At 70.1% G+C, this 11802-nt stretch carries 13 protein-coding genes; 7 read left to right on the top strand and 6 right to left on the bottom strand.

Annotated elements, in window-relative coordinates; translation table 11 throughout:
* Nucleotides 1–21 precede the first annotated feature (21 nt).
* The 3 genes from dnaJ to hemW form a co-directional block, all read right to left on the bottom strand.
* Nucleotides 22–1197: a molecular chaperone DnaJ gene (gene dnaJ / locus F8178_RS06280; protein ID WP_317493709.1), complete on the bottom strand. Its 1176-nt coding sequence runs from the start codon at nt 1195–1197 to the stop codon at nt 22–24.
* Nucleotides 1198–1276: 79 nt separating this feature from the next.
* The gene (gene hrcA / locus F8178_RS06275; protein WP_317493902.1) at nt 1277–2302 is read right to left on the bottom strand and encodes a heat-inducible transcriptional repressor HrcA; all 1026 of its coding nucleotides are present in this window, start codon (nt 2300–2302) and stop codon (nt 1277–1279) included.
* A gap of 208 nt (nt 2303–2510) precedes the next feature.
* Nucleotides 2511–3680 carry a radical SAM family heme chaperone HemW gene (gene hemW / locus F8178_RS06270; protein ID WP_317493901.1) on the bottom strand — a complete coding sequence of 390 codons (1170 nt, stop codon included), beginning with the start codon at nt 3678–3680 and terminating at the stop codon, nt 2511–2513.
* Nucleotides 3681–4175: 495 nt separating this feature from the next.
* On the opposite strand from hemW, the gene F8178_RS06265 reads away from it, so the two are divergent.
* The 7 genes from F8178_RS06265 to F8178_RS06235 are packed head-to-tail and all read left to right on the top strand — an operon-like array spanning nt 4176 to nt 10657.
* The gene (locus tag F8178_RS06265; protein ID WP_317493708.1) at nt 4176–5855 is read left to right on the top strand and encodes a nitrite/sulfite reductase; all 1680 of its coding nucleotides are present in this window, start codon (nt 4176–4178) and stop codon (nt 5853–5855) included.
* Complete coding sequence (locus F8178_RS06260; RefSeq protein WP_317493707.1) at nt 5852–6067, top strand: Insertion element protein; 216 nt, start codon at nt 5852–5854, stop codon at nt 6065–6067. Before F8178_RS06265 ends, F8178_RS06260 begins: the two co-directional genes overlap by 4 nt.
* Before the next feature lie 5 nt (nt 6068–6072).
* The gene (locus F8178_RS06255; protein WP_317493706.1) at nt 6073–6813 is read left to right on the top strand and encodes a phosphoadenylyl-sulfate reductase; all 741 of its coding nucleotides are present in this window, start codon (nt 6073–6075) and stop codon (nt 6811–6813) included.
* A 12-nt stretch (nt 6814–6825) separates the two neighbouring features.
* Complete coding sequence (gene cysD, locus F8178_RS06250; RefSeq protein ID WP_317493705.1) at nt 6826–7770, top strand: sulfate adenylyltransferase subunit CysD; 945 nt, start codon at nt 6826–6828, stop codon at nt 7768–7770.
* Between the two features lie 2 nt (nt 7771–7772).
* Nucleotides 7773–9104 (top strand): GTP-binding protein, encoded by a 1332-nt coding sequence (locus tag F8178_RS06245; protein WP_317493704.1) that lies wholly within the window; start codon nt 7773–7775, stop codon nt 9102–9104.
* A complete protein-coding gene (locus tag F8178_RS06240) occupies nt 9101–9862 on the top strand; it encodes a sirohydrochlorin chelatase (protein WP_317493703.1) in 762 nt (253 codons plus the stop codon). The genes F8178_RS06245 and F8178_RS06240 overlap by 4 nt, the downstream gene beginning before the upstream one ends.
* A gap of 9 nt (nt 9863–9871) precedes the next feature.
* Nucleotides 9872–10657: an enoyl-CoA hydratase-related protein gene (locus F8178_RS06235; RefSeq protein WP_317493702.1), complete on the top strand. Its 786-nt coding sequence runs from the start codon at nt 9872–9874 to the stop codon at nt 10655–10657.
* A 32-nt stretch (nt 10658–10689) separates the two neighbouring features.
* Here the strand turns inward: F8178_RS06235 and F8178_RS06230 are convergent, their stop codons facing one another.
* The 3 genes from F8178_RS06230 to F8178_RS06220 form a co-directional block, all read right to left on the bottom strand.
* Nucleotides 10690–11085, bottom strand: coding sequence for a barstar family protein (locus tag F8178_RS06230; protein WP_317493701.1), 396 nt, complete (start codon nt 11083–11085; stop codon nt 10690–10692).
* A gap of 118 nt (nt 11086–11203) precedes the next feature.
* A complete protein-coding gene (locus F8178_RS06225; protein WP_317493700.1) occupies nt 11204–11422 on the bottom strand; it encodes a hypothetical protein in 219 nt (72 codons plus the stop codon).
* 56 nt (nt 11423–11478) lie between these two features.
* The gene (locus F8178_RS06220) at nt 11479–11703 is read right to left on the bottom strand and encodes a hypothetical protein (protein WP_317493699.1); all 225 of its coding nucleotides are present in this window, start codon (nt 11701–11703) and stop codon (nt 11479–11481) included.
* Between the last annotated feature and the right edge of the window lie 99 nt (nt 11704–11802).

Raw genomic sequence — 11802 nt, 5'->3', positions numbered from 1 at the left:
GCCGTGGCGTCGACCGCAGGATCACCGGTGGCTCTTCGCTCGGAGCTTGGAGAACAACCCGCCCACACCGGACTGCTTGCTGCCGTTGGTCGTCACCGAACTCGCGTCCTCGCCGCGCAGCTCTGCGAGCTCGCGCAGCAGTCTGCGCTGCTCGTCGTCCATCTTGTCCGGGACCACCACATCCACGTGTACGTGCAGGTCGCCCCTGCCTTCGACCCGGCCGGAGGAACGGAGCTTCGGCATGCCCATCCCACTGAGCACGATCTCGGTGTCCGGCTGCGTTCCCGGCTCGATCTCCAGCTCCGTCTCACCGTCGATGAGCGTCTCCAGCGGGATGGTCGCGCCGAGCGCTGCCGTGGTCATCGGGATCCGCACATGGCAGTGCAGCTCGTGACCCTGGCGCAGGAACACGTCGTGCGGCTGCTCGTCCACTTCGACGTACAGGTCACCCGCAGGCCCGCCGCCGGGACCGACCTCGCCCTGCCCGGAGAGCCTGATCCGCATGCCGTCGCCGACACCGGCCGGGATCTTGGCCGTGATGGTCCGGCGCGAGCGCACCCTGCCGTCACCCTGGCACTGGCGGCAGGGGTCCTTGATGACCTCGCCGAGGCCGTGGCACGCCGGGCACGGCCGCGCGGTGACCACCTGGCCGAGGAACGAGCGCTGCACCGACTGGATCTCCCCGCGCCCGGCACAGGTGTCACAGGTCGTCGTGGCGGTCTCCGACTGAGAGCCCGCACCGCGACACTGGTCGCACAGCACGGCGGTGTCCACGGTGATGTCCCGGGACACGCCGGTGGCGCACTCCTCGAGGCTCAGCTGCACCCTGATGAGCGCGTCGGAGCCGGGCTGCACCCTGCTCCTCGGCCCCCTTCCGGGGCCCGCCGCCCCGGTGCCGCCGAAGAAAGCATCCATGATGTCGCCGAGGCCGCCGAAACCGGCGAACGGGTCGCGCATCCCGCCGCCCGCCGCGGCACCGTTGTCCATCGGGTCGCCGCCGAGATCGACGATCTTGCGCTTCTGCGGGTCGGACAGCACCTCGTAGGCCGTGGTGACCTCGCTGAAGCGCTGCTGCGCGTCCTCGGACTTGTTCACGTCCGGGTGCAGCTCGCGGGCGAGCTTACGGTAGGCCCGCTTGATCTCCTGATCGCTGGCGTTCTTCGAGACACCGAGCGTCGCGTAGTAGTCCTTGGCCACCGTCTTGCTGTCCTCCTCGACGACGTCTGCATGGCTGCCGCGGCGCCACCGGGCACTGTGTCACAACCGGCCTCCTGGCTTATCGCCCGGCCAGGATCTGCCCGACGTAGTTGGCGACAGCACGAACCGCGGCGATGGTGTTCGGGTAGTCCATCCGCGTCGGCCCGACCACCCCCATCCCGCCGAAGAGGGTGTCCTCCGTGCCGTACCCGATCGACACCACCGACGTGCTGCGCATCTGCTCGTCCTCATTCTCCTCCCCGATCCGCACGGTCACGGCACCGGGTCCGCGGGCCGCGGCGAGCAGCTTCAGCACCACGACCTGCTCTTCTAGCGCCTCCAGCACCTGCCGCAGCGAGTCGGGGAAGTCCGCGGCGTTGCGTGTGAGATTGGCCGTTCCGCCGAGCACCAGCCTGTCCTCGGGGTGCTCGACCAGCGATTCCACCAGGGCGGTGCTGATACGGGTCAGCGGGTCACGTAGCTCGCCAGGGGCCTGTTCGGGCAGGTCGGCGGCCGCGCTCGCGGCCTCGGTCATCCGCGCCCCAGCGATCGCCGAGTTCACCATCTCGCGCATCCGCACCACGTCGTTCTCAGCGACCACGTCGCCAAGCTCGACGGTGTGCTGATCCACCTGGCCTGCCCCGGTGATCAACACCAGCATGATCCGAGCAGGGGTGAGCGGGACCATCTCGACGTGCCGCACCGTCGAGTTGGTGATCATCGGGTACTGCACGATCGCGACCTGGCGCGTCAGCTGCGCGAGCAGGCGTACCGAGCGCCGCAGCACGTCCTCGTGATCCACCGCGCCTTCCAGCACGGTCTCGATGGCGCGGCGCTCCGCCGCACTGAGCGGCTTGATCTCGGCGAGGCGATCGACGAAGGCGCGGTACCCCTTGTCAGTGGGGATCCGGCCCGCACTGGTGTGCGGCTGTGTGATGTATCCCTCGTCCTCCAGTGCGGCCATGTCGTTGCGCACTGTGGCGCTGGAGACCTCCAGGTTGTGCCGCTCGACGATCGCCTTCGACCCGACAGGCTCGTGGTTGGATACGTAGTCGGCGACGATGGCGCGCAGTACCTCGAACCGTCGGTCATCCGAGCCCGCCACGGCCTCACCTCCACCGATCTCCGGACACACCTGGTATTCGCCCTGGTCGTGCACCGACCCGCCGTCGCCGCGGTGCTCGCGCCCGCCCCGTGCGGGCAGGCACCCGTCGCGGGCCGCCGACACCCAGTTTACGGGTTCACCCACCACCGCTGGAGATGTTCCCGCGTGCACAGGATGATCACCGGGCCCCCGATCGCCGCGGCGGCCGTCAACCCAGCAGACGACGGACCACGCCGTCGGCCAGCAACCTGCCGCGACGGGTGAGCACCGCGGCGCCCCCGCGCAACGCCTCCTCGTCGAGCAGCCCATCACCGGCGGCCTGGTGCGCGGCGCCGAGGCCGTCGCCGTCGAGCAGCTCCAGCGGCAGCCCCGCTGCGGTACGCAACCGGAGCATCACCCGCTCCGTCCGCCGATCCTCGTCGGTGAGCAGCTCGCCGTCGTCGGCGGGCAACGCGCCCGCGGCGAGCATCTCGACGTACCGGGCGGGATGCTTGACGTTCCACCACCGCACCCCGTCGACGTGACCGTGCGCACCCGGGCCGGCTGCCCACCAGTCCCGGTCGTGCCAGTAGCCGAGGTTGTGCGCGCAGCGGGCCTCGGGAGAGGCCGCCCAGTTCGACACCTCGTACCAGGTCAGTCCCGCCGCGCTCAGCGTGTCGTCGATCAGTTCGTAGTCGGCTGCCAGCACGTCGTCGTCGACAGTGGCCAGCTCGCCACGCCGCACCCGCCTGGCCATCGCGGTGCCGTCCTCGACGGTCAGCGCGTAGGCGGAGACGTGATCCACCCCGGCACGCAGCACCACGTCCAGCGAGTCCCGCAGGTCGGCCGGTCGCTCACCGGGAGTGCCGTAGATCAGGTCCAGGTTGACGTGCGCGAAGCCCGCCCGGTGTGCCTCGCGCACCGCCTCGATCGCACGGCCGGGGGTGTGCTCCCGATCCAGCACGCGCAGCACGTGCGGCGCGGCGGACTGCATGCCGAGCGACACTCTGGTGTAACCGGCGTCACGGATACCGGCGAAGAAATCCTCCGAGGTCGACTCCGGGTTCGCCTCGGTGGTGACCTCGGCGCCGACGGCCAGGCCGAAGGATCCCCGTATCGCGTCCAGCACCGCGGCCAGCCCAGAGGCACCGAGCAGTGACGGGGTGCCACCACCGACGAACACCGTCGCCGCGGGCGGCGGGTCGCCGAGCGTGGCCGCCGCGAGGTCGAGCTCGCTACACAGCGCCGCCAACCATTCCCGTGGCCCGGATCGGCCGCCGAGCTCGCCGGGTGTGTAGGTGTTGAAGTCGCAGTACCCGCAGCGGGTGGCGCAGAACGGCACGTGCACGTACACGCCGAAGGGGGCGCGCGCCCGTCCCGCGAGCGAGCCGGCCGACAGGCCCGGCCACGGGGCGACAGTACGTGCTGCGGAAGCAGCTGACGAGGAACCCGACACACCTCCAGTGTCCCCGGCCGCGGCCACCGCCGGGCAGCGGGGACAGCCGGGATGGCGCGGCCGCCGCGACACACCGCCGGGTGCCCGCCGCACCTCGGCGGGTGACACTTCTCCCACCATCTGGGCACAGCTAGACCGCATGCTGGGCCGGTGGCATCCTGACGTACATGACTTCTCCCGGTGTTGTCCTCGTGGTCCGTCGCCACGTCGACTACCGGCGCGTGTCCAGCGCCCTGTGCCAGGCAGCGGCCTGAAGTCTCTCGGGTACTCCACCACCCCGGGCGCGGTTCACGCAGCTCACCGGGCTGAGCCTGCCCCTGGCAGTGCCGGATCCGCCGGCCCTGCCGAACCTGCCGGGCACCGCTCGATCCATCCCCCGGGTGTGGCGGATACCCCCTGTATCGCGTGCACGAGATCGTTGTGAGACCGGAGGACGACGTGACATCTCCATCCGCCCCGAAGCGAGGCAAACAACGCCGGGGTGAGGGCCAGTGGGCGCTCGGGTACCGGGAACCGCTCAACCCGAACGAACGTTCGAAGAAGGACGACCACCCCCTCAATGTGCGCGCCCGCATCGAGAACATCTACGCTCACCGGGGCTTCGATTCGATCGATCCCGGTGACCTGCGCGGACGTTTCCGATGGTACGGGCTGTACACCCAGCGCAAGCCGGGCATCGACGGCGGCCGGACCGCCACGCTGGAGCCGGAAGAGCTCGATGACCGATACTTCATGCTGCGCGTGCGCATCGACGGCGGCGCGCTGAGCACCGAGCAGCTGGCGCTGCTCGGCGAGCTGTCACAGACCTACGCCAGGGACACCGCCGACATCACCGACCGGCAGAACATCCAGTACCACTGGATCCGGATCGAGGACATGCCGACCATCTGGTCGCGGCTCGAGGCTGCCGGGATGACCACGATGACCGCCTGCGGCGACGCCCCGCGGGTGATCCTCAACTCGCCCGTGGCGGGGATCGCCGCGGACGAGGTGCTCGACCCGACTCCCGCTATCGAAGAGATCAAGGAGCGCTACCTCGGCGACCCGTCGCTGGCGAACCTGCCCCGCAAGTACAAGACGGCGATCTCGGGGCTGCCCGACGTGGCTCACGAGGTCCACGACATCGCCTTCGTCGGCGTGAACCATCCCGAGCACGGCCCCGGCATGGACCTGTGGGTCGGTGGTGGGCTGTCCACCAACCCGATGATCGGCCAGCGGCTCGGCGCGTGGGTACCACTCGACGAGGTGCCCGAGGTCTGGGGGGCGGTCACCACGCTGTTCCGTGACTACGGCTACCGGCGGCTGCGCCACCGGGCACGGATCAAGTTCCTCGTCAAGGACTGGGGCGCGGAGAAGTTCCGGGAGGTCCTCGAGACCGAGTACCTGGGACGCAGCCTGATCGACGGCCCCGCTGTCGAGGTTCCCGAGGTGCCGAGGGACCACGTCGGGGTGCACCGGCAGAAGGACGGCAACTACTACGTGGGTGCGGCACCGGTCGCCGGCCGGGTCTCGGGCACCATGCTGTCGGACGTGGCCAAGGCCGCCGAGCGCGCCGGATCCGCACGGGTGCGGCTGACACCGCAGCAGAAGCTCGTGGTGCTCGACGTCGCCGAGTCCGAGGTGCCGGGTCTGCAGGCCGAGCTCGCCGAGCTGGGGCTGGAAACCACTCCGAGCCCTTGGCGTCGCGGCGTGATGGCCTGTACCGGGCTCGAGTACTGCAAGCTCGCCATCGTCGAGACCAAGGAGCGCGCCAAGCAGCTGGTTGACGACCTCGAGAAGCGGCTGGCCGACATCACCGACGGGATCACCACGCCGATCGCCGTCCACCTGAACGGCTGCCCGAACTCGTGCGCCCGGATCCAGACCGCCGACATCGGCCTGAAGGGGCAGATCGTCACCGACGACAACGGCGACCAGGTGGAGGGTTTCCAGGTCCACCTCGGGGGCGGCCTTGGCCTCGACGCCGGGTTCGGCCGCAAGATCCGTGGCCACAAGGTCACCAGCGCGGAGCTGGGCGACTACGTGGAGCGGGTGGTGCGCCGCTTCGTGGAGCAACGCGAGGACGGCGAGCGGTTCCCGCAGTGGGTGCAACGCGCGAACGACGACGATCTGTCATGACCGGACGAGCGACACCGTTCCACTGCCCGTACTGCGGCGAGGAGGACCTGCGTCCCGCCGAGGACGACGGGAGCGGCGCCGAGGTGGCAGGGGCGTGGCTGTGCGCCGACTGCCGCCGGGTGTTCACGGTGTCGTTCGTCGGGCTGTCCTTACCACCGGGTCCCCCTGGCTCCCCAGGAGCCCGGTCCGAGCAGAGCCAGGCAGAGAGGTAAGCATCATGACATCGGCATACCCCCCGGCAGGCACGGCGGCAGGCAGCCCGCACGGCGCACGGGTCGACGAACTGAAGACACTGGCCGAGCACGCCTCGGTCGAGCTCGCCGAGGCCACCGCCGAGCAAGCGCTGCGCTGGGCCGTCGACCGGTTCGGTGACCGGTTGATCGTGGCTTCCAACATGCAGGACGCCGTGCTCATAGACCTCGCGGCCAAAATCAAGCCCGATGTGGATGTGCTGTTCCTGGAAACGGGCTACCACTTCGCCGAGACCATCGGCACCCGTGACGCTGTCGCGACCATCTACCCCGAGATCCGCGTCGTCAATGCCACCGCCGAACAGTCGGTAGCTGAGCAGGAGGCCGAGCACGGCCTGTTGTACCAGACCCAGCCGGACAAGTGCTGCCACCTCCGCAAGGTCGTGCCGCTGCAGCGCACCCTTGCGCGCTACGACGCCTGGGTGACCGGGGTACGGCGGGTCGAAGCGCCGACCCGTGCCCACACCCCGATCGTGCAGTGGGACGACCGCAACGGGCTCGTGAAGATCAACCCGATCGCGGCGTGGTCCGACGAGGAGTTCCGCGCCTACATCACCGAGCACGGAATCCTGGAGAACCCGCTGGTCTCGGCGGGCTACCCGTCGATCGGCTGCCAGCCGTGCACCGCGAAGGTCGCTCCAGGCGACGACCCCCGGAGCGGCCGCTGGGCGGGTTCTGCCAAGACCGAATGTGGCCTGCACGCCTGAGGGAAGGAAGCAATGACCGTTGACCACACCGCTGACCCGGTCGTGACCGGCACGGGGCAGGACGCGGCCACCGACAACCTCGCCGCGCTGGAGTCCGAGGCGATCCACATCTTCCGTGAGGTCGCAGGCGAGTTCGACCGCCCGGTGATCCTGTTCTCCGGCGGCAAGGACTCCACCGTGCTGCTGCACCTGGCGATCAAAGCGTTCTGGCCCGCACCGGTGCCGTTCCCGCTGTTGCACGTGGACACCGGGCACAACTTCGAGGAAGTGCTCGAGTTCCGCGACAGCATCGTCGCCAGGTACGGGCTACGGCTCGTCGTCGCGCGCGTGCAGGACTGGATCGACGACGGCCGGGTGGCCGAGCGGCCGGACGGCACCCGCAATCCGCTGCAGACGGTGCCGCTGCTGGACACCATCAACGAGCACGGCTTCGACGCGGTGTTCGGTGGGGGTCGCAGGGACGAGGAACGTTCCCGCGCCAAGGAGCGAATCTTCAGCCTGCGCAACGCCTTTGGCCAGTGGGAGCCACGGCGCCAGCGCCCCGAACTGTGGAACCTGTACAACGGCAGGCACCGTCCCGGCGAGCACATCCGGGTGTTCCCGCTGTCCAACTGGACCGAGTTCGACGTCTGGAACTACATCGCGCGGGAGAAGGTGGAACTGCCGTCCATCTACTTCGCACACCAGCGCGAGGTGTTCCGCAGGGACGGCATGTGGCTCACCGAGGGGCCGTGGGGCGGACCGCGCGACGGTGAGGACGTGGTCACCAAGACGGTGCGCTACCGCACCGTCGGCGACGGGTCCTGCACCGGTGCTGTCGAGTCCACCGCGAGCACGCTCGAGGAAGTGATGGCCGAGGTACAGGCCAGCAGGCTGACCGAGCGGGGTGCGACCAGGGCCGACGACCGGCTGTCCGAGGCAGCCATGGAAGACCGCAAGCGTGAGGGGTACTTCTGACGATGAGTTCACTGTTGAGGCTTGCCACGGCGGGCAGCGTCGACGACGGTAAGTCCACCCTGGTCGGCAGGTTGCTCTACGACACCAAGTCGGTGCTTGCCGACCAGCTCGACGCGGTCACCCGCGCCAGCGTGGATCGCGGGCTGGACACCCCGGATCTGTCGCTGCTGGTGGACGGCCTGCGCTCGGAGCGGGAGCAGGGCATCACCATCGACGTGGCCTACCGTTACTTCGCCACCCCGAAACGGTCCTTCGTGCTGGCCGATACCCCGGGGCACGTGCAGTACACCCGCAACACCGTCACCGGCGCGTCCACCGCGCAGCTGGCGGTACTGCTCGTGGACGCACGCAACGGGGTTCTCGAGCAGACCCGCAGGCACGCGGCGGTACTCGCGCTGCTCGGTGTGCCCAGGCTGGTACTCGCCGTGAACAAGATCGACCTCGTCGACTACGACGAGAGCACTTTCGAGGTCATCGCCAAGGAGTTCACCGACCACGCGACCTCGCTCGGCTACCCGCTCGGCGAGGTGCTCGCGGTGCCGATCTCGGCGCTGCAGGGCGACAACGTGGTCACCCGGTCGGCGAACACCCCGTGGTACACCGGCCCATCGCTGCTGGAGCACCTGGAGACCGTCCCGGTCGCGCCCGACCCGCACGACGCGCCGTTTCGCCTTCCCGTGCAGTACGTGATCCGGCCACGCACCGCCGAGTACCCCGACTACCGCGGCTACGCGGGGCAGATCGCCTCGGGGACGATCCGCCCGGGTGATGAGGTCGTGGTACTGCCCGCGGGTCTGCGCAGCACGGTCAGCCGGATCGACACGCCGGACGGCCCGCTGAGCGAGGCGGGGTCGGGAGCGTCGGTGACGGTGGTACTCGCCGATGACCTCGACATCGCCAGAGGGGATCTGATCGCCGGGGCCGCCGCGCCAGCCGAGGCGACCGACGAGCTCAACGCGACGGTGTGCTGGCTGTCCTCGAACCCGCTGCGCCCGGGGGCACGGCTGCTGGTCAAGCACGGCGCGAAGACCGTCCAGGCCATGGTGGAATCGCTCACCTCGCGGTTGGACGAGCAGCAGTTACGTGCCGTGGCCGAGCCGGATCAACTGGAGCTGAACGACATCGGGCAGATCGCGCTGCGCACCTCCGAGCCGCTCCCGATTGACGACTACACCACCTCGCCACGCACCGGGGCGTTCCTGATCATCGACCCCAAGGACGGCGATACGCTGGCCGCGGGCATGGCCGGTACCGGTCTCGGCGTGCTCGGCGACGGAAACGGCGAGCACCGCGCACCCGGCGGTAGGAAAGCCGGCGAGGGAGCCACACGGTGAGCGTGCCGCCGCTGGTCGCCGTGGCGCACGGCAGCCGGGATCCCCGCTCCGCGGCGACGGTACGCGAGCTGGGGCGGGCGGTGGCCGACCGTCTCCAAGGAACCGAGGTTCGCGTGGCATTCCTCGACCTGTCCGCACCGCCGGTGGACGAGGTACTCGGCGAGCTACACGCGGCAGGCCACCGAGAGGTGGTGGTCGTGCCGCTGCTGCTGGGTAGCGCCTACCACGCCCGGGTGGACCTGCCGCAGCTCGTCGCGGAGGCCACCGCGCGGTTGCCGATGTTGCGGGTATCGGTGGCCGAGGTTCTCGGGCCGGACCCGGCGCTCGAAGACGCCGCCATGGACCGGCTGGCGCAGGCAGGTCTGCCTGCGGGTGAGCGCGATCTCGGTGTCGTGCTGACCGGGGTCGGCTCGGCCCAGCCGGCCGCGAACGACCTGGTCGCGCGCCTGGCGTCCCGTTGGCACCACCGGGGCGACTTCGCGGCGGTGACGCACGCGTTCGCCACCACCCGGCCCGGCGTCGTCGCGGCGCTCGCCCGGCTGGACGCGCTGGGGATCGGCAGGGTCGCTATCGCCCCGTGGTTCCTCGCGCCGGGGTTGCTGCTCGACCGCGTGGCCGAGGCGGCCCCGCACGCCACCACCGCAGCCCCGATCGGCGCCCACCCGCGGGTCGCCGAGCTGGTCGTCGAGCGGTACCGAGAGGCGGCAGGCTCCCCGCTGGGAGACCTGTCGATCTCCGCAGCCAGCAGCGCCGCATAGAGTGGGTGGATGGCTGACGAACTTGTGCACTACGCGCTCGACCGCGGCGTCGCGACGATCATCCTGGACTCGCCCCACAACCGCAACGCGCTTTCCGCCCAGTTGCGTCGCGAGCTCACCGACGGGCTGAACCGGGCACTGGACGACCCCGAGGCGCGGGTCATCCTGCTCGACCACACCGGTCCGGTGTTCTGCGCGGGCATGGACCTCAAGGAAGCGCGCGGCTCCGAAGCCTCCGAGCAGGGCGTCAACGAGTTCCCCCGAATCCTCACCCAGATACTCACCAGCGACAAGCCGGTCGTCGCCAAGCTCGCGGGCCCGGCACGGGCGGGCGGGGTCGGCCTCGTCGCCGCGGCCGACATCACCGTCGCCGCCAGGGAGGCGACGTTCGCCTTCACCGAGGTCCGACTCGGGCTGGTGCCCGCGGTGATCTCGGTTCCGGTACTGCCGAGGCTGCTGCCGAGGCAGGCGCGCGAGCTCTTCCTCACAGGAGAGACGTTCGACGCCGACCGCGCTGCTGAGGTCGGCTTGATCAACTCCGCAGTGGACAGTGCCGACCTGGATGCGGAGGTCGACCGCTACGTCACCGCGCTCAGCAAGGGCGGTCCGGGCGCGCTGGCCGCGACCAAGCGGCTGCTGGACGGCCACCACGGCCTCGAGCAGCGGTTCGACGAAATGCTGGAGCTCTCCGCCCGGTTCTTCGCGGGCGAGGAAGCCCAGGAGGGCATTACCGCGTTCGCCGAGAAGCGGGCACCGCGCTGGGTGCCGGGCTCCGGCGACCCGGCGAGCTCCTGAGTCCGGGCCGGTGTGCCGTGCCCGGTGCCGCCCTACTCCGTGATCTCCACCGAGAAGGTGCGGGCCAGGCGCGGCCTACCCGGCCATCCCGCCGAGCCCAGCGCGCGCTGCGCGTCGGAGAGCACGCTCCTGATGGCAAGGTACGCCTTGGGGTCGGCGGCGGCCAGCTCGCTCGCCGCGCGCCAGATCAACACATGCTCCCCGACCGGCAGCCAGGACAGATCGGTCAAGCTGTCACGTAGCGCGTCCAGGTCGCGCAGCGTTCCCGCAGGCAGCGACAGCGTCGTGGCAATGCCGTCCAGCGCGGCGCCGCTGTTCCGCACACCCACGCCATCGAACACGTGGGCATAGGCGCCTCGCGCCCGTGCCGCGGCGGCGGCCGCCGCACCGTCCGAAGCCAGCGCGTGCTTCACCACAGGATGGTTCACAGGACACCCCTACCGAATCTCGATCACTTCACCGCACATTGCGATCCCGGCAAGCCGGGTCGTTCATCGAGCGGGAGCGCCGGGTACGTAGCACAGCGGAACGCCCCGGCCAACGGGTTCACGAACGTGCTCCCTGGAACTGGGGGACACGCGGCATCCCCACCTCCCCCGACATGTCCCCGCCGCGGGGATCGACCCACGCGGCAGTCGCCGTGGTCGCGGGCATCGAGCTGTCCGGTACGCCATCGTCGCCGAATACCTCCGTCGCGAGCCAACCACCGAGGACGAGGACGATCAACGCGATCAATGCGATCGTGATGCGCCGTCGGGAGAGCACAGGGAAATGGTAGGGATCGGCGGCACGCGGCGCGAGCCGACCCCGCTTGCGATGTGTCATCGGTGACCCGCCCGACGGCCATGGCGCCGGGCGTCCGTGGCAGCGCGCACGGCGCGTCGCCACAGCCGATACCCGCAGCCCGCGGCGCGATCGATCAGCCAAGTCACCGCGATCACCAGCGGTAGCAGCGCTGCGAGCATCAGCCCGAACTGCCACGGGAACCACAGCTGGGCGATCCACACCTCGACGCCGTTCCACCACTCGGCGATCGACTCGGTCACGGGTGTCACTGTAATGGCGAGCCTGCCGGAAGTGCCGTCGTGTCACACGCCACACCGCTACCCCGCCGCGACCGTTACCCCTACCCCCGGCCCCTCCGG

It is taken from the genome of Haloechinothrix sp. LS1_15, assembly GCF_033042135.1.
Classification (GTDB): Bacteria; Actinomycetota; Actinomycetes; order Mycobacteriales; family Pseudonocardiaceae; genus Haloechinothrix.
Note: the sequence above shows the minus strand (reverse complement) of the source record. Positions and strands in the feature narration are given on the sequence as shown.

Coding starts and splice junctions, on each gene's coding strand:
- F8178_RS06260 (WP_317493707.1), top strand. CDS start 5,852: ATGACCGGACGAGCGACACCGTTCCACTGCCCGTACTGCGGCGAGGAG.
- F8178_RS06255 (WP_317493706.1), top strand. CDS start 6,073: ATGACATCGGCATACCCCCCGGCAGGCACGGCGGCAGGCAGCCCGCAC.
- cysD (WP_317493705.1), top strand. CDS start 6,826: ATGACCGTTGACCACACCGCTGACCCGGTCGTGACCGGCACGGGGCAG.
- F8178_RS06245 (WP_317493704.1), top strand. CDS start 7,773: ATGAGTTCACTGTTGAGGCTTGCCACGGCGGGCAGCGTCGACGACGGT.
- F8178_RS06235 (WP_317493702.1), top strand. CDS start 9,872: ATGGCTGACGAACTTGTGCACTACGCGCTCGACCGCGGCGTCGCGACG.